The organism is Methylobacter sp. (assembly GCF_036845245.1).
GTDB lineage: Bacteria > Pseudomonadota > Gammaproteobacteria > Methylococcales > Methylomonadaceae > Methylobacter_A.
Map to the genome: position 1 here is coordinate 23,717 of NZ_DAIUEH010000014.1, position 25,847 is coordinate 49,563.

General features: G+C 51.6%; 24 protein-coding genes. 7 read left to right on the forward strand and 17 right to left on the reverse strand.

The window, feature by feature from the left end; all coding sequences use genetic code 11:
* Nucleotides 1–223: 223 nt before the first annotated feature.
* Complete coding sequence (gene sodC / locus V7051_RS08065) at nucleotides 224–745, forward strand: superoxide dismutase [Cu-Zn] SodC (protein ID WP_333874472.1); 522 nt, start codon at nucleotides 224–226, stop codon at nucleotides 743–745.
* Between the two features lie 101 nt (nucleotides 746–846).
* Here the strand turns inward: sodC and V7051_RS08070 are convergent, their stop codons facing one another.
* The 5 genes from V7051_RS08070 to V7051_RS08090 all read right to left on the reverse strand — a co-directional run bounded on the left by V7051_RS08070 (nucleotide 847) and on the right by V7051_RS08090 (nucleotide 6,158).
* Complete coding sequence (locus V7051_RS08070; RefSeq protein ID WP_334181133.1) at nucleotides 847–2,016, reverse strand: ExeA family protein; 1,170 nt, start codon at nucleotides 2,014–2,016, stop codon at nucleotides 847–849.
* Nucleotides 2,016–2,678 (reverse strand): OmpA family protein, encoded by a 663-nt coding sequence (locus V7051_RS08075; protein ID WP_333874471.1) that lies wholly within the window; start codon nucleotides 2,676–2,678, stop codon nucleotides 2,016–2,018. Before V7051_RS08075 ends, V7051_RS08070 begins: the two co-directional genes overlap by 1 nt.
* 848 nt (nucleotides 2,679–3,526) lie before the next feature.
* Nucleotides 3,527–4,273, reverse strand: coding sequence for a DUF72 domain-containing protein (locus V7051_RS08080; RefSeq protein ID WP_333874470.1), 747 nt, complete (start codon nucleotides 4,271–4,273; stop codon nucleotides 3,527–3,529).
* 7 nt (nucleotides 4,274–4,280) lie between these two features.
* Nucleotides 4,281–5,711: an RtcB family protein gene (locus tag V7051_RS08085; RefSeq protein ID WP_333874469.1), complete on the reverse strand. Its 1,431-nt coding sequence runs from the start codon at nucleotides 5,709–5,711 to the stop codon at nucleotides 4,281–4,283.
* Nucleotides 5,712–5,723: 12 nt separating this feature from the next.
* Nucleotides 5,724–6,158: an archease gene (locus tag V7051_RS08090; protein ID WP_333874468.1), complete on the reverse strand. Its 435-nt coding sequence runs from the start codon at nucleotides 6,156–6,158 to the stop codon at nucleotides 5,724–5,726.
* A gap of 281 nt (nucleotides 6,159–6,439) precedes the next feature.
* Here V7051_RS08090 and V7051_RS08095 point away from each other — a divergent pair, with 281 nt between their 5' ends.
* Together V7051_RS08095 and V7051_RS08100 are read left to right on the forward strand one after the other, a co-directional pair.
* Nucleotides 6,440–6,943 carry a DUF1269 domain-containing protein gene (locus tag V7051_RS08095; RefSeq protein WP_333874467.1) on the forward strand — a complete coding sequence of 168 codons (504 nt, stop codon included), beginning with the start codon at nucleotides 6,440–6,442 and terminating at the stop codon, nucleotides 6,941–6,943.
* 106 nt (nucleotides 6,944–7,049) lie between these two features.
* Nucleotides 7,050–8,150 carry an inorganic phosphate transporter gene (locus tag V7051_RS08100; RefSeq protein ID WP_333874466.1) on the forward strand — a complete coding sequence of 367 codons (1,101 nt, stop codon included), beginning with the start codon at nucleotides 7,050–7,052 and terminating at the stop codon, nucleotides 8,148–8,150.
* Nucleotides 8,151–8,179: 29 nt separating this feature from the next.
* On the opposite strand, the gene V7051_RS08105 is transcribed toward V7051_RS08100, so the two are convergent.
* Nucleotides 8,180–8,716: a MarR family winged helix-turn-helix transcriptional regulator gene (locus tag V7051_RS08105; protein WP_333874465.1), complete on the reverse strand. Its 537-nt coding sequence runs from the start codon at nucleotides 8,714–8,716 to the stop codon at nucleotides 8,180–8,182.
* Complete coding sequence (locus V7051_RS08110) at nucleotides 8,713–11,127, reverse strand: sucrose synthase (protein ID WP_333874464.1); 2,415 nt, start codon at nucleotides 11,125–11,127, stop codon at nucleotides 8,713–8,715. Before V7051_RS08110 ends, V7051_RS08105 begins: the two co-directional genes overlap by 4 nt.
* Before the next feature lie 318 nt (nucleotides 11,128–11,445).
* On the opposite strand from V7051_RS08110, the gene V7051_RS08115 reads away from it, so the two are divergent.
* Genes V7051_RS08115 through V7051_RS08125 form a run of 3 tightly spaced genes read left to right on the forward strand, consistent with a single transcriptional unit; the run spans nucleotide 11,446 to nucleotide 15,995 of the window.
* Complete coding sequence (locus V7051_RS08115) at nucleotides 11,446–13,905, forward strand: sugar phosphate nucleotidyltransferase (protein WP_333874463.1); 2,460 nt, start codon at nucleotides 11,446–11,448, stop codon at nucleotides 13,903–13,905.
* Nucleotides 13,902–14,708: an HAD-IIB family hydrolase gene (locus tag V7051_RS08120; RefSeq protein WP_333874462.1), complete on the forward strand. Its 807-nt coding sequence runs from the start codon at nucleotides 13,902–13,904 to the stop codon at nucleotides 14,706–14,708. The genes V7051_RS08115 and V7051_RS08120 overlap by 4 nt, the downstream gene beginning before the upstream one ends.
* A gap of 12 nt (nucleotides 14,709–14,720) precedes the next feature.
* On the forward strand, nucleotides 14,721–15,995 hold the full coding sequence (locus V7051_RS08125) for a glycosyltransferase (RefSeq protein WP_333874461.1): 1,275 nt from the start codon (nucleotides 14,721–14,723) through the stop codon (nucleotides 15,993–15,995).
* A gap of 349 nt (nucleotides 15,996–16,344) precedes the next feature.
* On the opposite strand, the gene V7051_RS08130 is transcribed toward V7051_RS08125, so the two are convergent.
* From V7051_RS08130 to V7051_RS08160, 7 genes are all read right to left on the reverse strand, one after another.
* Nucleotides 16,345–17,640 (reverse strand): MSMEG_0569 family flavin-dependent oxidoreductase, encoded by a 1,296-nt coding sequence (locus V7051_RS08130; RefSeq protein WP_333874460.1) that lies wholly within the window; start codon nucleotides 17,638–17,640, stop codon nucleotides 16,345–16,347.
* Between the two features lie 246 nt (nucleotides 17,641–17,886).
* Complete coding sequence (locus V7051_RS08135; RefSeq protein WP_333874459.1) at nucleotides 17,887–18,174, reverse strand: MSMEG_0570 family nitrogen starvation response protein; 288 nt, start codon at nucleotides 18,172–18,174, stop codon at nucleotides 17,887–17,889.
* 39 nt (nucleotides 18,175–18,213) lie between these two features.
* A complete protein-coding gene (locus V7051_RS08140) occupies nucleotides 18,214–19,194 on the reverse strand; it encodes a sll0787 family AIR synthase-like protein (RefSeq protein ID WP_333874458.1) in 981 nt (326 codons plus the stop codon).
* Complete coding sequence (locus tag V7051_RS08145; protein ID WP_333874457.1) at nucleotides 19,191–19,691, reverse strand: MSMEG_0567/Sll0786 family nitrogen starvation N-acetyltransferase; 501 nt, start codon at nucleotides 19,689–19,691, stop codon at nucleotides 19,191–19,193. The genes V7051_RS08140 and V7051_RS08145 overlap by 4 nt, the downstream gene beginning before the upstream one ends.
* Nucleotides 19,692–19,734: 43 nt before the next feature.
* Nucleotides 19,735–20,838, reverse strand: a complete 1,104-nt coding sequence (locus tag V7051_RS08150) for an MSMEG_0568 family radical SAM protein (RefSeq protein ID WP_333874456.1) — start codon at nucleotides 20,836–20,838, stop codon at nucleotides 19,735–19,737.
* Entirely contained in the window at nucleotides 20,831–21,922 is a 1,092-nt protein-coding gene (locus tag V7051_RS08155; protein WP_333874455.1) for a Nit6803 family nitrilase, read from the reverse strand. Before V7051_RS08155 ends, V7051_RS08150 begins: the two co-directional genes overlap by 8 nt.
* A 155-nt stretch (nucleotides 21,923–22,077) precedes the next feature.
* Nucleotides 22,078–22,560 (reverse strand): MSMEG_0572/Sll0783 family nitrogen starvation response protein, encoded by a 483-nt coding sequence (locus V7051_RS08160; protein ID WP_027149996.1) that lies wholly within the window; start codon nucleotides 22,558–22,560, stop codon nucleotides 22,078–22,080.
* A gap of 594 nt (nucleotides 22,561–23,154) precedes the next feature.
* On the opposite strand from V7051_RS08160, the gene V7051_RS08165 reads away from it, so the two are divergent.
* The gene (locus tag V7051_RS08165) at nucleotides 23,155–24,588 is read left to right on the forward strand and encodes an aminotransferase-like domain-containing protein (protein WP_333874454.1); all 1,434 of its coding nucleotides are present in this window, start codon (nucleotides 23,155–23,157) and stop codon (nucleotides 24,586–24,588) included.
* Between the two features lie 15 nt (nucleotides 24,589–24,603).
* Here the strand turns inward: V7051_RS08165 and V7051_RS08170 are convergent, their stop codons facing one another.
* From V7051_RS08170 to V7051_RS08180, 3 genes are all read right to left on the reverse strand, one after another.
* Nucleotides 24,604–24,849, reverse strand: coding sequence for a DUF2442 domain-containing protein (locus V7051_RS08170; RefSeq protein WP_305270228.1), 246 nt, complete (start codon nucleotides 24,847–24,849; stop codon nucleotides 24,604–24,606).
* Nucleotides 24,850–24,854: 5 nt separating this feature from the next.
* On the reverse strand, nucleotides 24,855–25,103 hold the full coding sequence (dhiT, locus tag V7051_RS08175; RefSeq protein ID WP_333874453.1) for a type II toxin-antitoxin system toxin DhiT: 249 nt from the start codon (nucleotides 25,101–25,103) through the stop codon (nucleotides 24,855–24,857).
* 306 nt (nucleotides 25,104–25,409) lie between these two features.
* A complete protein-coding gene (locus V7051_RS08180) occupies nucleotides 25,410–25,847 on the reverse strand; it encodes a hypothetical protein (protein ID WP_333874452.1) in 438 nt (145 codons plus the stop codon).

Sequence of the window (25,847 nt, forward strand, 5' to 3'; positions counted from 1 at the left end):
ACGTCTACTTACTTGGGCCTTGCTTTGGAACTTGCCGGAGAATATGGGCGCAAGTCCCCCGGCCGGTAGAGAGGTTTGAGGGCGGGGCAAATGGTTGAGGCTGCCGCGCAGGGAATCGGCACTGATAATATTTTTTAAATTGATTTAATATAGTTTGCGACTATCAAATTAATTCAAGTTGGCTTAATGTCTCATACCATTCAATTATCAAGAGGAGCAGCAAATGAAAATATCGTCCGCAATAGTATTATTTATTTCGTCAGTAGGGTGCGCTACAGCGGCTGAAGTCATTGTCCCTATGAATACGGTCAACGCAGAGGGGGTAGTGAAGTCGATCGGGAATGTTACGATAACCGAATCGCCCTATGGCCTGGTTTTTTCGCCATCACTAGAAGGATTGGGGGCCGGCACTCATGGATTTCATGTGCATGAAAATCCAAGTTGCGACCCGAAAGAGAAAGAGGGCAAAGCTGTAGCCGCTTTGGCCGCAGGAGGCCATTACGATCCTAAAACGACCAAGCACCACGGAGCGCCGTGGGGGCATGGTCATTTGGGCGATGTTCCTGCATTGGTTGTCGGGCAGGACGGTAAAGCCAATTACGCTGTTTTAGCGCCAAGGTTGAAACTCGATGATATTAAATCGCGTGCGCTTATGATTCATGAAGGCGGCGATAATTATTCAGACGAGCCGACTCCTCTCGGCGGTGGCGGCCCACGCATTGCTTGCGGTGTAATCAAGGGTTAACGTTTCATAACATACTGCCCGATGAAGCTTCGGGCAGTGTCAAAAATATTAAGCGGTTGCGCCGGAAAACCTATGCTTATGGCAAGCCTGCCCGCGTAGCCCTACTGAGTTGAATAAGTCAGTGAGACAGACTGGAAATCCTGTGGCGCCGGGGCTCGGTGATAAAAGAATAAAATGCTTAACGTGAGTGCGACTATTGAAAATAACAGTAATGTAACAGGCAGTTTTAAACCTTGTTGATCTATAGAGGACAATTCGGCTACCGCCCCATTTATTTCATAAATGTCAGGAATTTCGGTTACCGTCTCCCAGCTTTTCTGTTCTGCTTTTCTGGTATGAGACGGTGAGGGTTGTTCAGTTGTTTCCGAAGCAGGATTGGCTGCTGTTGGCTGCGGTTCCGGACTTGGTATTTCTTTTTCTCTCGTATTTAACAAACAAATATAATGAAAGACGTCAGTTACCAATCCCATTCTCTGCGTTGCTTCATAGATATCCCGGGCGTCAATGACTGTTTTTTTGCGTTCAAAAGCGACGTTGAATGACCTGTCACATAATGAGTTGATCGTACGCGGTGTTCCACCGCTACCAAATGCAATAGAGAGCGCCTCCCACCCCGTATCTGAAATGAGGGCAGGGGAACCGCCTGCCACCTGAATGCGATGCGAGATATATTTGAGCACGGTATCGACATTCATCTTTCCCAAAATTTCGAGTGTAGCGATGCGCTGCTTAAAGGGTTCCATCTCAGGCCTGTTTATCTTTTCCATCATCTCTTCCTGACCGAGCAGCAGCAACTGGATGAGTTTAATCGATCCTTCTTCAAGATTGTTCAGTAAGCGGATACCGTTGATAACATCGTCCGACATCAGATGCGACTCATCCATGATGATCAAGCATTTCTTACCTTCAGAATTGATCTTTAAAAGAGCGTTTCTGATGTCCCTCATAACAAAAGTCTTTTCCGATGATGACGGCTGTAACCCGAGTTCCTGGGCCAGAAACAGAAACAGGTTAGCGCTGGTTGTAGGCGGTTCACCCATCCATATTAATTTGATGTTTTCAGGGAAATCGAATTTTATCATCTGGCTGAGGGTCGTCTTGCCGGAACCGATAGGCCCGATGACAACGATTAAACCCCGGCCGCTTTGTAAAGACCCGGTTATCTGTTTACGTATAACGGCATGATCCCCATAGCCATAAAAAAACAGCGGATCCGGTACATTCTCGAATGGGAGTAATTTGAGGTTAAAGTGTTCTGTGTACATGTGCATTAACTTTTTCCTTCTATAGGTTCTTTAGGCATAAGCTTTACTTCGACTCTGCGGTTTTTTGCTCGGCCTTCTTCGGTATCGTTGGAGTCTATCGGGTGAGCGTCGCCATAACCGATTGCTGATATCCGGTCGGGAGAGACACCATGAGAAACCAAAATATTCGCGATGGCTTTTGCCCTGCGTAATGACAAGTCCATATTGTCAACATTTTGCTTGCCGGTCGGTATATTATCGGTATGACCTTCTATAATGACGCGACTGCCTTGGGATGCTGATATTTCCCCGACAAAATTTTCAATCGTTGATAAAGCAACGTCATTTAAGGCAATCTTCCCGGGACTAAACGTCCCGCCGCCAAAGACGGCCAGAGTCTTTGGCTTATTATTGTCGGTATCTGCGGTTTTGATGCTTTCAATGACTTCTTGTTTTGTTTTGAGTTTGTCCTCAAGTTGGGAAACTGTCGCTTGTAAGTTTGCAACAATGGCCTTGTTAGCCTCTTGATCTTCGGTCAATCTTTTTATGACATTGTTTAATTCAGACGTTTCGTCTTTCCGGTTGTCCTGATGAGAAGTGTCGTGATCCGGGATCTCCAGTGCCTTAAAGGTGATAATTGTTGATAAGGAAAAAAATAGTATAGACAGTCCAATAATAAGGAAACGCATAATAAAATACTCGAATTAAAATGAGGCTGAGGCGTAATGTGTAACTGCGCCGATTAAGTTCTGTTAGTCCTTTGTTGTTCTATGCCAAGAATAATAAATGTCTGCAAAAATAGCCTAAGCCAGTACCCTCAAGCCGTAAATCGGTTTGTGTGCCCTTATGAGTCAATCTCTGTTGTTCATTAGCAATATTCCAAGCGGTATAGTTTGGTTTCAGGCTCCTCCAAAACACCATTTTTCGATTATCGATCCAGACAGTTTTTTGATTTACGCCAGTTCGACAACGCCATTTATCCCTTTAATTAAACAATATAAGACGTAGGGCAATAAAACAATTAGTGCTAACACCTAATCATATGGGATGGAATATATAGAAAAAATGGAGATACTGAGGGCTGATGGCTGTCTTTAACAATTAATAAAGACAATATTATTTTTTGTTGGGTGTCCGCTGGGGCAATTGCGGCTTGGGTTCGATTTTGTTGTAACTGTGTTTTTAATTACTGATGTTACGCATTTTGAATTTAGATTTAAGGCGTCGCTAGCGCGACAGTTTATTTGAATCGGGTTCTCGCACCCGAAGGAGAGATACTTTTCTTTGCTCCGCCTCGGCAACTGCTCCTTGCGTTGCTCTACCTCCTGCATCCATGCAGTCGAAAGAAAAGTATCCAAAAGAAAGGTGGCCCGGTTGCCGCTTGCGCCCGGTGCGGCAAACGGGAAAAATACGGTCCGTGCGTAACATCAGTTAATTAAATGCGTTTTATTTTTCCCGTTACGCTCTGCTCTGCACATGTTTTTCCATTACAGTCTTAACGCAGACTGTTATTTAAGATAAATATTTACCGCTCATGCTATAAATTTTTCAGCATCGCCTGTAAGTCCAAGGCATTAAAAGGCGCGGCGCATTCGGCGGTATTGTCGAAATAAATATGCACTTTTTTACCTTGATTGGTCCATCGGGCAATGCGCTCGGCCCAATAAGACAGTTCGGAATTGCTGTAAGAAGAAACGTAAGTTTGTGTGTGCCCATGCAAACGAATATAAACCAGGTTTGAGCTGATGCGATCCCACATCGGCCACGTTTTTGCATCCGACAGGCAAACAGCGATTTCCGCTTGAGCCAGGCAATCCGCCGTTTGATCATCAAACCAGGATAGGTGCCTGAACTCTATGCTGTGGCGTACTTCGGGCCATTGTTGCAGAGCGTCGATAAATCGTTCCAGCCGGGCCGGATCTTTTTTCAATTGGCCGGGCAGTTGCCATAACACCACGGCCAGTTTGTCGCCTAGCACTTTTGCATGGTTTTTTTCAATCAGTACCGACGGTTTGGGATCAAGTAACTTTTTGTTATGCGTTAAGTAGCGATTGGCTTTCAATGCGAACCGGAATGCTGCCGGAGTTTCATCGAACCATTTTTTAAAAGTGTCGGGGCTTTGCAATCGATAAAAAGTGCCGTTGATTTCTACCGCGGAAAAATGTTCTGCGTAGAATTTCAGCCAGTTTTTCCGGGCGATGCCGGTGTAAAAATGCTGTTGCCAGTCCGGATAACTCCAACCGCTAGTGCCGATATAAACATCACCGATATCAAAGGAAGACACTTAATCTTTAACCTTTAATACAAATCACCGGTTCCAGTTTGGCAACTTTTCGGGCCAGACCGGCCCGGTCCGCCACATCCACCACCGCACTGACATCTTTATAAGCCAACGGCGCTTCTTCGGCGACACCGCGCATCGACGGGCTGCGGATAATAATGCCCCGCGCAGCCAGTTGTTCGACTACCGTTTTACCTTGCCATTGCTTGGACGCCTGGCTGCGGCTCATCGCCCGCCCCGCACCATGACAGGCCGAGCTGAACGAGCGTTGTTCTCCGTCTTTGGTACCGCACAGCACGTAAGAGCTGGTGCCCATCGATCCGCCGATCAGCACCGGTTGCCCAACTTCTTTGAATATGGCGGGTAAATCGGGATGGCCGGGACCGAAAGCGCGGGTTGCGCCTTTGCGATGGACATACAAGGCTTTTTTCCGGCCGTCAATTGTATGATGTTCCAGCTTACAGGTATTGTGCGAGACATCGTATAACAGGCCGAGATGAATGCCTGGAAACACTGTTGCAACGGCCTGCCGGGTTAAATGGGTGATAATCTGGCGATTGGCTAATGCGCAATTGATAGCTGCCCGCATCGCTCCCAGATAGTGTTTGCCTAAAGGTGAGTTTAACGGTGCGCAGGCCAGTTCGCGATCCGGCAATACGATCCCATGCTGAGCCGCCGACATCACCATGTCTTTCAGGAATTCGGTGCCGATTTGATGACCCAAACCCCGGGAGCCGCAATGAATACTGAGCACAATATCGTCGACGCTTAAACCGAAATTTTTGGCGACGGCCGGGTCAAAAATTTCCGCGACCCGCTGCACTTCAAGGTAATGATTGCCGGAACCCAACGTGCCCATTTCATCTTTTTGCCGTTCACGGGCCTTGGCGGAAACATACCGGGATTCTGCACCGGCCATGCAGCCGTGTTCTTCGATGCGTTCCAGGTCCTGCTGCTCGCCGAAGCCCTGTTCGAGCGCCCATTGCGCGCCGCCTGTCAACATGCCGTGCATGCTTTTATGATTTAAGTGAATCTTGCCTCTGCTGCCGACGCCGGCCGGAACCGTGCGGTATAACGCATCTGCAAGCGCCTGTTTGTGCGGCTGCAGCTGGTCGATGGTAAGGCCGGTATGCAAGGTGCGGACACCGCAGGAAATATCGAAACCGACGCCTCCGGCCGATACCACGCCGCCTTGATCGGGATCGAAAGCGGCGACGCCGCCGATCGGGAAACCGTAGCCCCAATGCGCGTCAGGCATTGCATAAGCGGCTTCAACAATACCCGGTAAAGTCGCGACATTGGTAATCTGCTCGTACACTTTCTGGTCCATCGCCTCCAGCAATTGCGCGTCGGCATAAATAATCGCAGGGACGCGCATGGCTCCTTTAGGCTCGATTTCCCAGCAGGTTTCGTCGCGTTGTATAAATTGACCGGCATCCATTGAGCGATTCCTTTAAACATCGACGACGCATTGGGCAATCCATACGTCATCAGACTGCTGATAGACACGCAGTTCGGTAAAAGTAGCGCCTTTGATTTCCACGGCGGGCTGGTGTTTTTGCCGGTCGACGGCTTCGCCATAGGCTATCGCCGATAATATGTCGTCATCGATAACGACTTCAAAACGATTGAACAGCAAACCCTGTGTAGACATTTCATAAACCAGTTCATTGATCCAGCTGACGAACAACAGTTCGATGTTGGACGCTTCGCAATTGATCGAGATGACTTTTGATGAAGAAACCAGGTCAAGATCAGTGATCACTGCGGTCATCGCGATAGCGGCTTGTTCGAATGCCTGCTCAAGCGTCGGTGCAATGCCGCGTATGCCGATATCCGCTTCGTGTTCAAAATGTTCCCAGTGGGGTGTTATCGATTGACTGTTCAATGGCGGCCTCATTTTTTTATTATTAGTAGATACGATATTTTGCAAAATATCGTAAGCGGATAATGCCAAGACGAAAAGAATGCTTATACCACAGTTATAGCGGGGTGCTGAGAATATACTATCAATAAGTATCGATAAATACGTATTTCAACTTATTGAAAAATAATTAACTAAATTTATGATAGTTATAGTGATTTGTCATCCCGGCAAGCCAAATGAATTAATCTAAGCTCTCATTGGACTTCATCGTCAATGTGAATTTCACTGAAAAGGAGAACGCTGTGAGTAGAATCTATTTTTTAGTTCCCAATATTGCTATTACCCATAAAATCGTCGATGAACTCCGGTCTGAAGGTATAGACGATAGCGAGATCCATATCCTGGCGAAAAGGGACACGCCGCTTGAAGGTCTACCCGAAGCCGGGGTCACTATAAAAACGGATTTTCTGGCCGCAGTTGAGCGGGGACTCGCATTAGGCGGTACCACGGGTTTATTGGCCGGTTTAATCGGTTTACGCCTTGCCGGGTTTGCGATTGCGGGAGGGCCGCTTCTGGGGATCGTGATAGCAGGCGCAACGATCGGCTCGATGATGAACGGTTTAATGGGAATGAATTCGGGCAATACAAGATTAAAACAATTTGAAGAAGCTATCGAACAAGGCGAACTTCTGGTTCTGGTTGATATTCCTACGGAGCGTATAGAGACCATCAAGCAACTGGTTATAAAACATCATCCTGAAGCCGAGTTTGAGGGCGTCGAATCGATTTTGCCGCCACCTTTATAATTAAAGAACCGTTACGGCTCTTTCAGCCAAACGGTCTGAATATTTTTGTAAGATTTATATTCTCCTACGACTTACTATAATATCCAGGCCGATAAGGAGAACGACAGTGGCTACCGTCTTATTTATTACCGTCTGTTTTCTGGCTTATGCCAACGGCGCCAACGATAACTTTAAAGGGGTTGCGACCTTATTCGGCAGCGGCATGGCCAATTACCGGCTGGCTTTAAGCTGGGCAACGCTGACTACTCTGGCCGGTTCGAGTTGCGCATTGTTTCTGGCGCAAACCCTGATGGTCAAATTCTCCGGCAAAGGCCTGGCGTCTGATCAATTGATTCAATCACTGCCGTTCATGGTTGCGGTAGCCGGCGGCGCCGGGATGACAGTCATTCTGGCGACCCGATTCGGTTTTCCGGTTTCAACCACGCACGCGTTGTTGGGTGCGATGGTGGGCAGCACATTATTGGCAACTTCGGGCCATGTGAATCTCGCACCCTTATTAAGCAATTTTATGTTGCCGCTGCTATTAAGCCCGTTTGTCGCGTTGTTGTTGGCGGCGCTGCTGTATCGGCTTCAACCTAAACTGCCTGTCTTTAACCAAGATTTATGCGTGTGCGTGGAACAACCTGACCGCCTCTTGCTTGTGGATGCCTCCAATACAGCAATGATAGCCGGTCTTTCATCCACGCTCAGTATAGCCCCGCAAACGCTTTGCGCTGAACGCGACGTTGGCTTCGTAGTGGGTTTTGATGCGCGGCGTATGCTTAACAGCCTGCATTTTTGCAGTGCCGGGGCCGTGTGTTTTGCCCGCGGCCTCAACGACACACCGAAAATTGCGGCATTATTGTTGCTGGCGCCCGGTTTTAGTCTGCAATGGATTATTGTCGTGATTGCTGTGATGATGCTGTTGGGCGGGTTATTTAACGCCCGGCGGGTGGCGGAAACCATGAGCCATAAAATCACCGCGATTACACCGCCCCAGGGTTTTTCAGCTAACCTGACCACAGCGCTGCTGGTGATTTTTGCCAGTCAGTTCGGCATGCCGGTGTCCACTACCCATGTGTCGGTCGGTGCGTTGTTCGGCATAGGCCTGTGTGGCGGCAAAGCCAACACAGAGGTGATCGCGTCCATTGCATTATCCTGGCTGCTGACGCTGCCTTGCGCGGCATTATGCTCAAGCGCAATCTATGCTGCTGTTGTCGGTATTTAATTTACTGTAAAGCTCGACGTAGCAATGGCTCAGCAACCCTTGTCCTCATGCTCGCCAAATAATAAATCCAGATTTTTCTCGATGTTATCTGCTATTGCCGCACTCTGTTTTTGAGTATTGGCATAGCCGATATCCATCATTCCCGCCACTCGTTGCAAGGATGAAAGAATCATCGTCTGCTCCCAATCCTGAAGCTGGGAAAAGCTGTCCAGAAATTCCAGGTGCATTGGCGAAGGCGCACCCTGGAAAGCCTCCAGGCCGACATCGGTCAACGTTACCCATACTTGCCGTCTATCGCCTTCGCGCCGGTTGCGTTGGATTAAACTCTTGCTGACCAGGCGGTCCAAAACACTGGTGACCGTTCCCTGGCTGAGTTCGACCGCCCGGCTGAGGTGGTTTGCGGGCATCGGGCCTTGGGCGGCCAAAGTGCGCAGAACCGCCAGCTGCGAGCTGGTCAGTCCCGATTTTTGCAATTGCTTCGAGTACACGCCCAAAGAGCGGGCGATGCGACGCAGCTCTAACAACACATGTTCCTGGATTTCCAAGGCGTTTTGTTCGATTTTCAAGTCATACTCCGGGCAAGAGGGCGCAGTTGCAAACTGTACAGCAACTGCAAATAACGTTGGGTTTCCCGGCGTTCCAAGTCGGTTACATGGCGCCAGAAACCGTACACATGCGACAGTGTTATCATGCGTTCGGCATAATGCTGCCAAGTATAGCGTTCGGCGACCCGCTGCAAAGCATGGTCGGAAATTTGCCGCCAATAATCGGGCTCACGCAGACTGCGGTCAAAAAATGCGGCAATGGACTCGGCCGCTTCGTCGCCGTGGTTAGGGTCGATATGGAAACCGGATAGGCCGTCTTGGATAATTTCCGAGGGTCCGCCGAAACAGGTTGCGAAACAGGGCAGGCCGGATGCCATGGCTTCGACCACGGTCAAGCCGAAAGCTTCGAACAACGCCGGCTGGACGAACACGCCGCGCCCGTCGGCTATGTAGCGGTATAACTCCCCGGCAACATCCTTGGATAAGCGCAGTCCGAGCCAGCGCACTTGATGGTCCAAGCCGTAGCGGTCGAATAGTTCATGCATATGCCGGGCTTGGTCCCGCTCTTCGGTATCCGTGGAAAGATCAGGGTTTACATGGCCGGAGATAACCAGCAGGTTCGCTACGTTACGCAGTTTTTCCGAGTTTCCGTACCACTCGACCAATCCGCTGATGTTCTTGATGCGATCCAGGCGCGCCATTGTGAATATCAGGGGTTTGTCGCGGTCGGCGAGGCTGCCGCGAGCTTGGTCGCCGAGTTCGCCGTACAGCCATTGCTCTATGGTTGCGTGCAAGTGACGCAGCCTCTGGTCCTGTTTCTCATAAGAAAAATAGGTGGCGGCATCAGCGCCCGGCGAAACGATATTGAACTTGGGGTCGTAAACATTGATGCCGTTGATGACCCTGAACAGGCCGGGCATCGTGAACGCGGTATGGCTTTCGTATTGGCCCACGCTGTCGGCTGTGCCGGCAATTTCCTGGTAAGTGCTGGCGATGATGAAATCCGCCGCGTTCATCGAAATCAGGTCGGCGGTGAATTGGCTGGAGAAATGGTATTGCGCTTCATTTTGCTGCCAGTGCAGGTCGGAATAAAGGTATTTGGTTTTTTCGAGCGCATGAGCGATGTTGCACTGAGTGATGCACAGGCGCTGCGACAGCAATGTGGCCACCAAGTTGCCGTCGGAGTAATTACCGACGATCAAATCCGGCGGGCCGCCGATTTCCGCGAGCAGCTCACGCTCCGAATCCAGGGTAAATTGTTCCAGATAAGGCCAAATCTCGAAACGGGAAATCCAGTGGGGAATGATTTCGCCGCTGGGATTTCGGAACGGTACGCGTAAGATGCGGGCGGCGCGCGTACCCAGTATCGGCTCGAGAGGTTGGTCGCAGGTGCTGCCTTCAGCCTGGGGGATCAGTCGGGTGAGTACGATGATTTGCGGTTCGATATCCAGGCCCTGCTCGTAAAGACGTGAACGCATCTCCGTCTCCAACGCGCGGACCTGATCCAGGATGTAGACCACTTGCCCGCCGGTATCCGGGCGGCCTAAAACATCGGCTTGTCCGAAATAGCCATGGGGCGACACAATGGCTACTGAAAAAATCATCGGCAGCCGCGCCAGAAAAGTTTCCATGATGCGTGGGTCGGGAGCTTCCAGCAAATCACGCAATAAACTCATGGTGTCGCGAATACGCGCTACCTGCCGTCCCCAGCCCGGTTCAAAACCCAGGGCGCGCAAAGCTGAAGCAACATCGGTCCAGGATAATTCGGGATTGAGCGGAGCGAGGAATTCTTCGGCATCGGCCAGTGCCCGCTGTAACTCACGCACCCTGCCGATTTGCTCGTTAAGCATCAGCTGTTGACCCCGGTAAGCATGCATGTTGAGAAAGTTCACAATCCGCTCCTTACCGTCGCGCAGATCTCCGAACAATTGGCCGGATAACTGCCGGTTCAGGAACTCCACGCCGCGGCCGATAGAACGGGCTTCCTGCATTTTAGGCGACTCGTGGTAGAAAGGCCCGAAGTCGATTTCAGTCAGCCACTCGTCGATCCCATGTTGTCCGGTCGCCAGCATCTCCTTGAAATGCAGGAAATCGCGCACATCGATCTCTTCGATGCGCAAGCCGGCGAAGGCGATGCGCAAATAGCGCCATTGCCCGATAGCGAGACGAACCGCCAAGTAAATCCATGAGCCGTTGATAACGGCCTCCTGCGTGCAACGGAAGAGCTTGGCCCAAGCAGAGACGGCCAAGTCGGCCGGTGCATCGGGAGCCGTGCAAACCTCCGCGAACGCATCGTATACGTCGGTATGCAGCAGAAAGGGCCGTTCCTGCTTCTGCAATTGATGAAGAATCTGATGCGCGACTGCCGGTGCTGCTACCGCATGATCAATCAACTGCCTGACCAAATCATCGGGTCGTCGTTTCTCTATCATGTGTGTCTCCCGTGTTCAAGAATGCGATGGACAAGACCCATCGCATCGGATTGTGCCGGAGTTGATGCAAATCGCCGGTAATGAAGGCGCATTCGGAAAGCCGCCAAAAATCACTGTTGATATAATTTGATATCAAATTACTTTATCAAAATAAACATGGGCTGACAATCAACTAAGTCCTTTAATTTTTTTAATGTTTATTTAACTATATAGTAATAACCTGTCGGTTGACAAAGCGACGATAATCATTTGAAATCAAACAATCCATTGAGGTAAACAGTCTATGCAACCGAAACGATTAGGACAGGAAGCAAACTAATGAAAGCTGTTATTCTTGCTGGAGGGCAGGGCACACGCCTGCACCCGCTGACTGAAAATATTCCCAAGCCGATGGTCAACCTGTTGGGGCGGCCTATCATGGAGCACATCGTGCATCATCTGCGCAGTCAGGGCTTTACCGACCTGCTTGCCACGCTGCATTTTCGTCCACGCGTCATCCGCGACCATTTTGCCGACGGCAGCGATTTTGGGGTCAATATGACTTACACGCTGGAACACATGCCGTTGGGCACGGCCGGTTCAGTAAAGCTCGGCGCCGATTTCCTGGGCGAAACTTTTTTAGTCATCGCGGGCGATGCGTTGACCGATTTCGATTTGGCCGATTTTTGGGAATTTCATCGCTCAAACAACGCCAAGGTCAGCATCTGTCTTAAGCGCGTACCCGATCCCGGAGAATTCGGCGTAGTGGTGACTGACGAGGAAGGGCACATCCTGCGCTTTCTGGAAAAACCGGGCGTCAGCGAAGTTTGCAGCGATACGGTTAATACCGGCATTTACCTGATCGAACCGGATATTCTGGAGCGCATTCCTGAAGGTACTCCCTATGATTTTGCCAACGACCTGTTTCCGCAGCTGATGGCGGATAACATTCCTTTGTTCGCCTATGTGGCCGAAGGGTATTGGAACGATATCGGCACTATCAGCCAGCTCAAACAATCGCATTGGGATTTCCTGGATGGCAAGCTCCGGCTGCCGATATCAGGCCATCAAATCGCCGACCGGATCTGGCTGGGCGATGGCGCGCGCGTCGCCGCGGATGCGGAACTGATAGCGCCCAGCTGGATCGGCGACAACGTCCGTATTCATTCTGCTGCGAAGATCGGGCCCTATAGCGTCATCTGCCCGGATGTGGAAATCGACACCAGAGCCGCCGTTACCCGGAGTATCGTGATGAATAACAGTTTCATCGGCGAGTCGTGCGATGTGCGTAATTGTATTATCGGTAATAATAATATCCTGGAAGTTCAATGTGCAGTCGGCGACGAGGCGGTCATCGGCATACATTGCCATTTGGGCCGTCAAGTATCGGTACTGCCGGGGGTGCTGGTGTGGCCCGACAAGGAAGTGGACGCGCACAGCACCCTGCGGGAGAATCTGGTCTGGGAGTCGTTACTGAGGCCCTCCATTTTTGCCTCTCGCGGGATCAGTGGGCTGGCGAATCTGCATATCACCCCGGAATATGCCGTTACCTTGGGCAAGGCTTTCGGCGGTTTTCTGGGGCGTGGTAAGCAGGTGATGGTTGCACGCGATCTGCATCCTTTCTCCCGTTTGATCAAGCGCGCTTTCATATCAGGCTTATTGGCAGTTGGCGTCAGCGTCGACGATCTTGAAGAAGCCAGCCTGCCGGAAACGCGCTTCATCACCAGTTTCAGCCGCGATACCGACGGCGGCACCCATATCCGCATGTCCGACGCCCACGCCAGCGTAGCGATTATCGAACTGTTCGACAGCAACGGATTACCGTTGATGCGTCAGGCCAGGCGTAAAATCGAAGCGGTGTTTTACCGGGGCGAATTCCCGAAAGTCGCCGTAGACAGTGTGGGCAGCCTGGGCTATACCGGCCGGGTGCATGAGCGCTATGCAGAACATCTTACTCAATTTACCGATCAGGACGCTTTGAGCCCTTGGCGCGGCCGGGTATTGCATTACTGCACTGAACACAATCTGAGCCGCATCCTGGCCGACGTGTTGGGCAGCAGCGAAGTTCCGTATCTGGAAAGTCAAGTCGAAGAGAGCGTGCCATTACAGACCGCACCTTACGAATGGATTGCCGAAATTGCCAAGCTGAACCATAAAATTGCGCTGATTATTGAAAAAAACGGCGAACAGCTGACGCTGGTGGATGAACTTGGAGTTATTCACCGGACTCAACGCACCCAGGAATTGCTTGCAGCTGCTTTTATTATAAGTGCGCCGCCCGATGAGCCGATTTTTCTGGAGCCCGATCACCCCAAGTTTCTCGACGCTTTGGCAACAACACATCGCCGCCAGATCGTTATCACGCATAAAGATGTGGGCGCCAAGCTTAATACCGTCTATGAACACACTCACAACCATGACTGGATGCATCTGACTCATTTCTATTTAGGTTATGGAGCGGTATCGGGCGCTTTGCGTCTGCTGGAATTTTTGGGCAACGAACAGCTTACCCTGCATGATTTCGAGCGGCAAACTCCGCTCAGTTACCGGCGTTATCTTTCTATTCTTTGCCCCTGGATCGATATGGGGCGGGTTATGCGTGAGCTGGGCGAATATCCTGAGGTAGAACGGGATAGAATGCCGGAAGGCTTGCGTCTGGTTCTGGAAAACGGCTGGGTCTACGTGTTGCCCAGTTCGGACTCAGCACAGCTGGAAATCACGCTGGAAGCCGATAATGCAAGCGTTTTGCCGGAGTTGGAACAACACGTCAATCAGCGTCTGCGGAGGCTTGTCCCATGATTAGTACACTTTTCCTGTTTGCCGTCGACCTGGACGGCACCCTGTTGCCGAACACCTGTAAATTGCCCGCTTCGGGCTGTTTGGAGCGAACTCAGCGCTTACTTAATTGTTTGAGGGAACGCGGAATTCCGATTTGCTTCGTCACCGGACGGCATCTTGACTCGGCGAGAAAAGGCGTCAAAACTTTCGGCCTGACGCCACCCGATTGGTGGATATGCAATGTCGGAACGGAAATCTATAACTCGGAAGGCGAACGGGATATAGAGTGGGAGCAGCAGCTGGGTCCAAAGCTCGATCATCAAGCCTTACGTAAAACCTTAACCAAAATTCCGAGACTGTTAACGCAGGAGTTGGATAAACAGGGGAGATATAAATTCAGTCTTTATTATCACAAAGCGGCATCAAAAGAATTACAGGCGGAAATCCGGTATCGAGTTGACGCATTGGCCGACAATTTGAAATTGGTCGTCAGTATCGAAGAAGGAAGCGGACGGGCCTTGCTGGATATTATCCCTATCGATGCCGGAAAAAAACATGCAGTCGAATACATGGCGCATTGTTACAGGCTTGCCAAGGCACGGGTGTTTTTCGCAGGAGATTCCGGCAATGATTTTGACGTGCTGCTGTCCGGTATCTGCGGCACGATGGTGGGTAACGCGCCCAATGACGTGCAATCCCGGCTTAGAGTTTTGCAAACGCAATTTTCCGAGGCGCAGCTTTACATGGCTAATGCCCATTACGGCGACGGCATAATCGAAGGTTTGCACCATTACGGCTTTTGGTCGCACCCGGTAACAGCTTAGCGAGATTAAATCATGCGAATAGCTTTTTTTTCTCCTCATTGCGATCCTTTGGCAGCTACCGGCGAACCGGATGCAGGCGGGCAATGTGTCTATGAAGCCCAGGTAGCGCTTGAACTGGCTGCAATGGGGCATGAAGTCCGTGTCTTTAACCGGCAGTGGGGCGATAAACCGGCTTACCGGAAACTCGCAGAAAATGCCGAGATATTTCGTTACCCGATGGGGCAAACCGGATTCCTGCGTAAGGAAGACATGGGGCCGTACTTGGCCGAATTTGCAAGCAACGTGCTGGCAGAGCAGGGCGCTTGGCTAAGCGATGCCGACCTGTGTCATGGTCATTATTGGGATGGCGGTGCGACTGCTTTGATCGCTGCCGTATCGCTCGGTAAGCCGCTGGTGTTTACCAGCCACTCATTGGGACTACTCAAGCGCGATCAGATTCCCGACGGGACAGTGGACGGTTCGCGATTTCGTTACGACCTGCGTATCCGGGCGGAACGAAAAATACTGGATGCGGCAGATAAAGTCATCGCCTTGAGCAGCAACGAGAAGACCGCTTTGGCCAAACGCTACCAAACAGTAAGCGACAAAATCGCGGTAGTGCCGGGCGGCGTCGATATCGATAATTTTGAGGCTTGTTCCGACAAACGGGCGTTGCAGCGTCAACTGGGTTTTGATTCCGATTTTCTGTTGTTCACTGCCGGACGCTTGGACCCGCGCAAGGGTTTTTTGGAATTGCTGGACGCTATTCCCATCGTATTGAAACGACTGCAAGCGGCAGGCAAGTCGGTTATTTTTTGCCTTCCGGCCGGACCGCAGCAACCCGATGCCGAGGAGCGAATTTATCGGGATGCCTTGCAAGATAGAGCTTTACAGTTGGGCCTGACAAAGGCCATCCATTGGTTCAACCGCTTGGACGATGACACGCTCAAGCGCTACTACCAAGCGGCCGACCTGTTTCTTTGCCCGTCGCATTACGAGCCGTTCGGTTTGGTGCTGGTGGAAGCTTTCGCCTCCGGTACGCCGGTCATCGCGACCTGCCATGGCGGTCCTGTCGATATTGTGACGCCGGGCGTCGAAGGCTATCTCGCCGACCCTATGAATCCGGATGAGTTCGCAGGACGGATTATCGATGTGCTGCTCGCCCCGGAAACAGAAATCCACGCTATGCGCGAGGCTGCGCTTAACAAAGCGCGAAGCTGTTATTCCTGGCCCGCGGTGGCGGCGGCGATAGCGAATGTTTACCGGATAACAAGCGAGCATAGCCGGGCGAATAAGGTTAGGGCTTGATCTAATCAAACCGTTTTTCGAATAAATTTTTGGGCAAAGTTCTAGTACTCAGTCAATCTTGTTTTGTCGGGTAATAATTTAATTGTGGGAGCGGCTTTAGCCGCGATTGTCGCGGCTAAAGCCGCTCCCACATAGCCTTCTTCACTCGACATTATAAATTTGACTGATTACTAGCTATTCAATAGATTAAACGTCCAGTCATATTGGCCGATTCGCAAAGGTTTGGTTTGTCCGCCTGGCCTTAATTTTTATTCACCACAAAGACACCCAGTTTATGCGTGTCTTCGTGGTGAATAATAAAATCTGATTTATGGGCAGATGGGTTATCGGACACGCCTTAACGCAACTTTCAAACCGCTGCTGGTTTGCGTGAAGTGCAAGTCTGGCTTTGCTCCGCCTCTAACTTGTTTCGAATCACACCAGCCAGATATTGCGCATCCTCGGCAATTCCCAGAAAGCGGCCGGAACCCCAGGTGTTGAGCCAGGGCAAACCGATAAAATAGAGCCCTTCTTCGTTGGTTACTCCGCGATGGAATTGCGGATGGCCGTGGACATCGAAAGCCGGTAGTTCTATCCAGCTGTAATCCGGCCGAAAACCGATCGCCCACACGATGGAGGTGATGCCCGCGGCATCGGCATCTACAGTCAATGGATCGAATTCGGGTTTCCAGACTTTCCTGAACGGCGGTTCCTCCGGCGCATCGATGCCGTTCTCCGCAATATAGCGGTCAATATCTTTGCGTATACGCACATACACGTCATCGGCCTCGTCGAGGTTTTGGGTTAAATCCGCTTTGAATTCCAGCGTGGCGCCTTGGATATTGGCCATGCTGCCATACAGACTGACGCCTTCCAGCGCAAACTTGCGCAGATCGATTTCATGGCCGCCGTCGCGCCCGGTTAAATAGTGGTTGGTCTTGTGACGAACCGCATCGCCCATTGGGTGATTATCCAAAGTCAGTTGGTAAAAGCCCAGGTCGTACAGCCACTCCGTCGTTTCCCGGCCGCGATACATGCGCGGCGAACGAGGTGCGTTGCCGACTGCCAAATGCACTTTACGTCCCGCCAAATGCAGGTCTTCCATCAGCTGAACACCGGATTGCCCTGTCCCTACGACCAGCACCTCACCGGCAGGCAGAGATTGCGGATTACGGTATTGCACGGAATGGATTTGGGTAATGTGGTCGGGAAGGTTTTGGGCATAATCAGGGATAATCGGAATATCATAGCCGCCGGTTGCCACGACCAAGTGATCGGCGGTGAACTCGCCGATGCTTGTGGTTACCTCAAGCCAGCCCTGTTTGCCCCTGCGGACGCGGGTCACGGCCACGCCTTCGTTCAGCGGTGCGTTGATCTTTTGGGCAAAAGCTTCGACATATTCGACAATCTGGTCCTTAAGCATGAAACCTTGCGGGTCGTCGCCTTGATACGGAAAATCCGGCAGGCGGCATTGCCAGTTCGGGGTCACCAGGCAAAAGCTGTCCCAGCGATCATTGCGCCAGGAATGGGCGACCCGGTTTTTTTCAAAAACGATGTGGCTGATGTCCAGTTTTTGCAGGTGATAGCTCACCGACAAACCGGCTTGGCCGCCGCCGACGATGATGACTTGATAATGCGGGTGTGGATTGTTTTGTTGATTATTCATGTGTTCTCTCTTGTTGTGTAGTTTGTGATTCCTGAGTGCCGGGTCGGAAGTTCACCCTGCTCTCGTTCCCACGCAGCGCGTGGAGCGAGACAAAATCCTGTTTGCTTATGGTTCCTACGCAGAGCATCACTGCCAAGTAGGAGCGGGCCGCGCCCGCGACATTTGAGCAGCGATTGCAGACTTGTAGTTCCTTCATCGCGGGCACGGCCCGCTCCTACAATGTCCTTGGTTCAGTTCTGGATAGACTTACCCGATAAACTTTTCCACCAAAACCTTTGGATTTTCAATATCCGAAAATAGTGCGGCAATAGATTCAATCTCGGCCAGCTGACTCATTGCACTGGAGCAGGTGTATCCATACTTTTGGCGAACCCGCTCGCTGGCGATCTGTAAAGCCGCACGGCTACGGGCGAGAAAATCTTCCAACTCGTAGCTTTCGCCCGGATTGAAAAAATCCTTGATCACCTGGGATGGCGAATAGCAAAGGGTGGCGGATTGGTCCGGCCAACGGACGCGAAAACGCATTTCAGGCATGGGTAAGTCCTCTTCGATGAGTGGAATGGAGGAACATGGCTAAACCTCCGGTTTGAGTGCTATGCCGCAGCCGGTCAACGGTTCTGCGTGCAAATCCCAGAGCAGTTCCTCGCTGTCGGCATCGGCAAGGCGCAGGCGGCCGGAAGCATCGGTTTCGCCGATCACCAAGCAGGCAATGCCGCGCCGCGAGAAGCGTTCAATAATGGCTTCGGTATGTTCGACTTCCGCGCTCAGCACGAAGCCGTAGCTGGGAAAACAGCAAAGCCAGCGCTCCAATGGGATGTCGGGCGGGCAGGGTATGGAAGCCGTGTCGATCGTACCGCCCAAGCCTGAACACTCCAGCAGCATCAGCACCGTGCCGATCATGCCCGCCATGCTGATGTCTTTCGCCGCGGCGCACAGCCCGATTTCTGCGAGTAGCGGTAATAGTTCCAGATCCTCGCGCAATCTTTCGGGCGGCGAACCGGTGCTCGCATCCCACCAGGCATAGGGTTCGCGAAAATGTCCGCGCAAATCGACCGCCGCCAGCAGCTTTTGTCCGGCTTTTGCCTCGAAACTGCTGAGCAATTTATTGGCGCGGCCGAGAATCGCCACCGACAATTGCGAACGGTCGTTACGAAGATTGCTATGTCCGCCGACGATAGGCACGCGATAAATCTCTGAGGCGGCGGCCATGCCTTCCAGCACCGGCCGGGCTTTTTGTTCGCCGTCGCTCCAGATCGCATCGACCACGGCAATTGGACGGCCGCCCATCGCGTAAATGTCGCTGACGTTGACCATCACGCCGCAGTACCCGGCAAACCAAGGGTGGCTGTCGACAAACTCGTTCAGGAAACCTTCCGTCGCCAACAATAAAAAACCGTCCCGGTCGGGTATGGCGGCGCAATCGTCACCCAGCGGAATTTCGCTTTCATGAAACGGCATTCGCTTGAGCCTATCCGCTACGAAGGCGATGTCGCGCTTATGCATCAGGCCGATGCTTTGTTTTATATGTTGAGTCAGTCGGTTTAAATCGCTCATGCGGCAATCCTGCCGGTAGCAATAAAACCGGTCGCGCCATCGGCATAGGCCGGATAGAAACCCAGATCGGCCTGCATCAGGTGATGCGGCCGACCGTGCAGTTCAATTTCCTGTAGCGATCGCCAGTGCAGACGGCGAAACAACGGTACATTGCGGCTTTGCACTTGTGCCAGAAAAGTGTGGCAGTCTTGGGCATGGGCGGTGGTGACCGCCAGACGGATCAGCGCGGCACCCAGGTTGCCCTGTTTGCGGTAGTCGGCCGCCACCGCCAGCCGCGAGCCCCACCAGATTCCCGGTTCGGCCTGGTGAATGCGGACGGTTCCGACCACTTCATCGGGCAGCCCGCCGACGCAGGCGATAGCGACAATAGGGGTGGCGATCCGGTCGATGTCGTCACGATCATTGCCTTGAAAAACGCCTTGTTCCTCGCAAAATACTGCTTGCCGCAAGCGCAGCATTTGCTCGCGTTCCCAGTCCTGGGTTACCCATTTAACCAAGTACTCGTTGGGAACAAAGTGGTTGATGGATTCGTTCAGCATGTCAGGCCTCGTAACTGGAAAGGGCGGAGCAAGCACCGCATTTCGCGCAGCCTGCTTTCATGTCGGCGGAGCGGAGTCCCGCTTGGTTTAGCATAGCGCCCAGCGGTTGCAAAATATCCTGCATAAAACGCGGATCGGGCGACGGATGATCGGCTAAGGGCGTCCCGGTAATCGGTATAAAAGGCACTACGAACGGATAAACGCCTTTATCTATCAGCTGCTTGGAAACGGACAGGATGGCCTCTACGGTATCGCCGAGTCCAGCCAGTATGTAGGTGCTGACTTCGCCCCGGCCGAACACCGCGACCGCCGCATCGAAAGCGTCCATGTAACGTTCCAGCGGCACACTGGCCTTACCGGGCATGATGCGGGCGCGGACTGCCGGGGTGACGGCTTCCAGATGCATGCCCAGGCTGTCGATGCCTGCGGCTTTCATGCGTTCGAACCAACTATCATCGTCCGGCGGTTCGCATTGGCCCTGAATCGGCAAATCGACGGCGGCTTTTACCGCACTAGCGCTTTCGCACAGAATCGAAGCGCCGCGATCGGTCAGGTTGGGCGTGCCGGTGGTGATCACCATGTGCTTTACGCCGTCCAACTCTACCGCGGCTCGGGCGACTTCGGCCAATTGCTCCGGCGTTTTGCGAAGAATGGTTCGGCCTGCTTTCAGCGATTGGCCGATCGCGCAAAACTGGCAGGATTTTTTGCGGTTGCTGTAGCGTATGCAGGATTGCAATACCGTGGTGGCCAGCACATCCGCTGCATGCAATGTGGCAATATGGGAGTAGGACACGCCGTCCGCGGTTTGCAAAGCGTAGAAACGCGGCTGGCGAGGGAACGCGATGGAAGCTATGTTTTTGCCATTAAGACGAATAACGCTGTTCCCTTGATTATTCGGGTGGTCTGCGACGAACGGCGAGTTGACCGCTCCGGCGGTGGCGATCTGCACCATGATGGTCTTGCCGCCGATAGTAACGGCTTTGTGGTCGGAAGGACCGGCGCCGCCGCGACGAACGCCAATGGCGGATTCGGCGTCCTCCAGCCGTAATCCCAACGATTGCAGTTCGGTGATCAGCTGTGACGAAATGGCTTCGGCTTTATTCATGGCTGGGTTGCTCGCTGCTGTGGAGGATTGGAAAAGGTGCTTTTGCTCCTTCTCCCTTAGGGAGAAGGTTGGGATGAGGGGAAATAAAATCGTTACTCTCATTTCCCCTCACCCAACCCTCTCCCTCTGGAGAGGGCTTTATTGCATTTAATTCATCAATAAACATCGGTGCAGTCGGTCTGTCATTGATCCTCAGGCTTAACAGTTCGGGGCGGGCATAGTGGCCGACCGAGTCCATCATGCGTTTGCGTTTGGTGATCAGCGCCATATCCAGGTCGGCGATGACCATGCCTTCGCCGGAACGCAAGGGCTCGGCCAGATGTTGGCCTTCGGGCGAGATAATTGCCGTGCAACAGCCGCCGCGCAGGGCTTTTTGCAAAACGGGATCGGGCGTTACCGATTCGATCTGCTGATCGCTCAACCAGCCGGTGGAGTTGATCACGAAGCAGCCGGATTCCAGTGCATGATGGCGGATGGTGACTTCGATCTGTTCGGCGAAAATCGGCCCGACCAAGGAGCCGGGAAACTGGCTGCAATGGATTTCTTCATGCTGCGCCATCAATGCGTAGCGGGCCAGCGGGTTGTAATGTTCCCAGCAGGCCAGCGCGCCGATTCGGCCGATGCCGGTATCGACCACTTTCAGGCCGGAAGCATCGCCTTGGCCCCAGATCATGCGTTCATGGAAAGTCGGTGTGATCTTACGCCGCTTCAATACCAGACTGCCGCATTCATCGAAAATCAGTTGGGTGTTGTAAAGGCTGCCGTGGTCGCGCTCATTGACGCCCAGCACCACGACCACGCCCAACGAGCGGGCTTGGGCGGCAACCGCATCGGTGACCGGTCCCGGCACCACGACGGCGTGCTCGTAAAGCTTAAGATGCGCGCTGCCGGACGCGACCGGCGGCAGCACGAACGAAAAGTACGGGTAATAAGGCACAAAGGTTTCCGGAAATACTACCAGTTGCGCGCCTTCCTTGGCGGCGTCGCTGATGGCCTGACAAACCTTGTCGACGGTGCCGGTGGCCGAATCGAACACCGGTGCAATCTGTACCGCTGCCGCCCTGACGATTTTTTTCGATGTCACAATCTGTACTCCTGTTGCTGATTATTCTGGGAAAAGCAGTGGGTCCACGAAAGGCACAAAAAGCACGAAAATATTAACGGTAGATGTACGCGGTTTATTTCGTGTTTTTTGTGTCTTTCGTGGACAAAACCGCCGTTTTTAGTGTTCCGAATGATTTACATCGTCCAGGTATCCAGGATGAAAGCGTTCTCGCGGCGATGGATCAGCACGATGTCCAATACATCCAGCGGGCTGACCGGGCGGATGCCTTCGATCAGGCTGGGTTCGCCGTGTCCGTACAAGGCTTGCAGTGCGAACCGGCAGGCATAGACTTTGCCGCCTTCGGCCATGAATTTGTTGATTTGGGTGGTGTAGTTCTGGTGTCCCGGAAAAGCCTCGTCGCCCAAGCGCGGAAAGCCGCGCTGAATGCCGAGCGTCACGCCCGGCCCGTATAACAGGATCGAGGTTTCAAAGCCTTTGCGTTGCAGACGGGTCGCCTGCAATAGATTCACGAAGCCGATGGAACCTTCAAAGGCGACAGTGTGGAATTTCACCAGGGCTTTTTCGCCGGGTTGGGCTTTGACGTCCTCGAATACTTTCTCTTCGTAATCCACAAAAAAATCGCCGTTGACGTGGGCTGGTTTTTGAACTGCTGGCATGGAATGCTCCTTGTTATGAGTAAAAAACCCTGCATCAATGGCGCGATGCAGGGAGAGTTATAGCTGTCAATAAATGAGGGGGATTGACGGAAGATAGTTTACGAGCGAGGCAGTATTGCTGACAGATTCAGGAAAAAACGATTTTTAGGGTACAGATTACGGTTTGAATGATCTGTTCCGCTTAATAAAGCGGATAACTGTTATGGATAAGCTGGATTAATCGCAGTTTGCCTCGTTCCCACTCGCTGCGTCACTGCCATTAAGTTAAGCACAATGATGCGGTAGGAGCGGGCCATGCCCGCGAAATTTGAACGACAATTACCGTTGCGCTCCCTCATCGCGGGCATGGCCCGCTCCTACAACGCTTAACTTAATGGCAATGACGCGCTGAGTGGGAATACAGTTAAAGGCGCGCTACGCCGCGAGTTACGGTCAACGGATCGAAAAATGCACGTCGTGTAAATACTGGGTGTAGCGCGTGGGAACGAGGGATATCAGATGGGCTGGAGAGATACAATATAAAAAAATTAAATAACTAAGCGGTACAGTTGTGCTAAATTTGCCGGGCAGACAACCCGCAGAGACCTAAAATCGATGAAACATCTTTATGAAACCGTAGCGGACAATATCCTCGCCCATATCGAACAAGGCGTTTATCGTTCAGGCGAACGCTTACCGGGCATACGCCGTTTAAGTCAGCAACTGAACGTGAGCGTATCGACCGCACTTGAAGCCTACCGGCTGCTGGAAGACCAAGGACGAATCCAGGCGCGTGCGCGCTCCGGATACTATGTCAGCGCCTTTCATCGACTAGCCGTCACCGAACCCGATATTTCCGAGCCGTCAACGATGCCTTCCCGAGTGACAGGCCAGTCCCTGACACGGCAGATTCTGCTGGCCGCGAAAGATCCTTACCAGATCAATCTGGGTTCTTCCGTACCCGCGCCTGATTTTTTGCCGACGCGCGTTTTGCAACAGGCCACCCAAAAAGTGGTGCGCCTGTTTGAAAAACGCTGTTTCGACACCGATGAATTGCTCGGCAATCAGGAGCTTCGCCGCCAGATTGCCAAACGCATGGTCGAATTGAATTGTGCTGTCAACCCTGATGATATTGTCATTACGCAAGGCGCCAGGGACGCCGTTCGGCTCGCGTTGCTGGCGATCTGCAAGCCGGGCGATGTGATCGCTATCGAATCGCCGACGTTTTACGGATTGTTGCAGGTCATCGAGTCCTGTGGCATGGAAGCGCTGGAAATCCCGACTCATCCGCGCGACGGCATTTCTGTTGAAGCGCTGCAACTGGCTATCGAACAGTGGCCGATCAAAGCCTGCCTGATTATTTCCAACTATAACAACCCAGTCGGTTCTTGCATGTCGGACGAGCGGAAAAAAAACCTGGTGGCGTTACTGGAAAAAAACGGTATTCCGTTGGTCGAGGACGATGTCTATGGCGATTTGGGCTTCGGATTGAAACGGCCTTCCGTCGCCAAGGCTTGGAGCCAACAGGGCGAAGTGCTGTATTGCTCGTCCTTTGCAAAAACCTTGTCGCCGGGCTTGCGCGTCGGTTGGCTGGTTCCGGGCCGGTTTATGAAAAAAGTGGAAAATCTCAAATACATGCTGCATCAGGCCACGCCGACGCTCAATCAACTTGTTATTGCCCATTTGCTGGAGCAAGGCGGTTATGACCGTTATCTGCGTCAGGTCCGGCAGGAATATGCCCATAGCGTGGCTCGCACGGTGAAGGCAGTGATCCTGTCTTTTCCCGAGGGAACTAAAGTGACGCAACCGGAAGGCGGTTTTGCGTTGTGGGTGGAACTGCCGGAAAGCGTCGATGCGATGGAATTGCATCGGCGCGCGAGCCTGGAAGGCATCATCATCGCTCCCGGGCCGCTGTTCTCCGCTACGCAAAAAAAATACGGCAACTTCATCAGGCTTAGTTGCGCCGTGCCCTGGAATGACCGATTGGAACGGGCGTTGAAAAAGCTGGGGGATATGGTTGGGGAGTTAATGGCGGGATTAAACAATTAGCAAGGCTGGGGTAGTTCAGTCAGCATAACCGTTACGCCATAACTCATATTCGCTAATATCAATATCATCGTTCCAACTCACCGCATAACCACCTTGCTCGACTTTAACGCTTTTAAAAAAAGCGGCATTTTTTAACGCGGCAAACATGGTTTTGTTTAATAACGGTTTTACATCGTAGCGACGTTTTTCGTGGGTTGTAAATTCAACTAATAATTGGTAATCGTCCATTGGCTGGACAGCGAGAATTTTAGGATAGTTCATGATAATTACTCCAGCGGCGGCAGTTTATGGAACTGTTGCTTCGTCCACATGGCCATCAATTCGGCTTGATAGCGTGTCGCCCATTCAACAACCATCTTTTGGGCGCGATTGGGTAAATCCCCTTCTATTATTTCCAACGTTTCAATATCAAAAAGCGCGTTGTACTCGCCATAAACGACGTGAAAGTGTGGCGGTGGATGATCACTAAAAAACAATTTAATAATAATTCCGTAGAACCTCGATATTTCCGGCATTTTATTTCTTCCCCATAATCAAAATTTGTTTGGTTAAATCGGCTCGCTCCGGTTTAGCAAAATACTATGGTATACGGGGCGTGAACATAATCAATGATACTGGTGTATTGAATTGCACAATGCAAGACCTGGAACTTTTGTTCTTCTGGAACTTTTGTTCGTTGCGCCGTGCCGTGGAATGATAGGTTGGAACGGGCGGCGAAAAAGTTGGGGGATATGGCTGGGGAATTGATGGCGGGGTTAAATAATTAGTCAAGATGTCGGGCAACGGAAAGAAGTTGATCAATTTGCTAGACTTACAAAATCTTAGCGATATCGAGTTGCAAAACTATTTTCAAGTTCTTGACTTAACTTATCTTTAGCAAGCCAGATATTTTTTATTAAATCATCGCTAAAATTTTGAGGTTTAAAACTGGAGGTATCAAAATTTTCCAGCGTAACCGCTTGGCGGAGCTTTTTTAAATGCGGATAACATTTTTCAACGTTAAGATTTCGTAATTTCAGAATATCGAGTTTGTTACGCAATTTTTGATTCAAATTTCGTTTCAGCTGAAAAGCCGAATCACTGGATTCTTGGCTTGTATGATACTTTATAGCTTCGATTTCAATTTCATCCAAAAAAGATTGAGTTTTATCAAGTATAGCTCGTATCTCTTTGCGCTTTTCACGAACATTATTTTGATGGTTTACCAATAGCCATCCCAAAATAACCAGTAACCAAGTTACTATTTGTGTCCAGCCCAT

What these genes read in the sequence shown, in the direction of transcription:
- V7051_RS08075 (WP_333874471.1), bottom strand. Translation starts at nt 2,678, where the DNA reads ATGCGTTTCCTTATTATTGGACTGTCTATACTATTTTTTTCCTTATCA.
- V7051_RS08110 (WP_333874464.1), bottom strand. Translation starts at nt 11,127, where the DNA reads ATGATAGAGAAACGACGACCCGATGATTTGGTCAGGCAGTTGATTGAT.
- dhiT (WP_333874453.1), bottom strand. Translation starts at nt 25,103, where the DNA reads ATGCCGGAAATATCGAGGTTCTACGGAATTATTATTAAATTGTTTTTT.
- V7051_RS08165 (WP_333874454.1), top strand. Translation starts at nt 23,155, where the DNA reads ATGAAACATCTTTATGAAACCGTAGCGGACAATATCCTCGCCCATATC.
- V7051_RS08170 (WP_305270228.1), bottom strand. Translation starts at nt 24,849, where the DNA reads ATGAACTATCCTAAAATTCTCGCTGTCCAGCCAATGGACGATTACCAA.
- V7051_RS08180 (WP_333874452.1), bottom strand. Translation starts at nt 25,847, where the DNA reads ATGGGCTGGACACAAATAGTAACTTGGTTACTGGTTATTTTGGGATGG.
- V7051_RS08135 (WP_333874459.1), bottom strand. Translation starts at nt 18,174, where the DNA reads ATGCCTGAAATGCGTTTTCGCGTCCGTTGGCCGGACCAATCCGCCACC.
- V7051_RS08125 (WP_333874461.1), top strand. Translation starts at nt 14,721, where the DNA reads ATGCGAATAGCTTTTTTTTCTCCTCATTGCGATCCTTTGGCAGCTACC.
- V7051_RS08130 (WP_333874460.1), bottom strand. Translation starts at nt 17,640, where the DNA reads ATGAATAATCAACAAAACAATCCACACCCGCATTATCAAGTCATCATC.
- V7051_RS08070 (WP_334181133.1), bottom strand. Translation starts at nt 2,016, where the DNA reads ATGCACATGTACACAGAACACTTTAACCTCAAATTACTCCCATTCGAG.
- V7051_RS08120 (WP_333874462.1), top strand. Translation starts at nt 13,902, where the DNA reads ATGATTAGTACACTTTTCCTGTTTGCCGTCGACCTGGACGGCACCCTG.
- sodC (WP_333874472.1), top strand. Translation starts at nt 224, where the DNA reads ATGAAAATATCGTCCGCAATAGTATTATTTATTTCGTCAGTAGGGTGC.
- V7051_RS08085 (WP_333874469.1), bottom strand. Translation starts at nt 5,711, where the DNA reads ATGGATGCCGGTCAATTTATACAACGCGACGAAACCTGCTGGGAAATC.
- V7051_RS08140 (WP_333874458.1), bottom strand. Translation starts at nt 19,194, where the DNA reads ATGAGCGATTTAAACCGACTGACTCAACATATAAAACAAAGCATCGGC.
- V7051_RS08115 (WP_333874463.1), top strand. Translation starts at nt 11,446, where the DNA reads ATGAAAGCTGTTATTCTTGCTGGAGGGCAGGGCACACGCCTGCACCCG.
- V7051_RS08160 (WP_027149996.1), bottom strand. Translation starts at nt 22,560, where the DNA reads ATGCCAGCAGTTCAAAAACCAGCCCACGTCAACGGCGATTTTTTTGTG.
- V7051_RS08150 (WP_333874456.1), bottom strand. Translation starts at nt 20,838, where the DNA reads ATGAATAAAGCCGAAGCCATTTCGTCACAGCTGATCACCGAACTGCAA.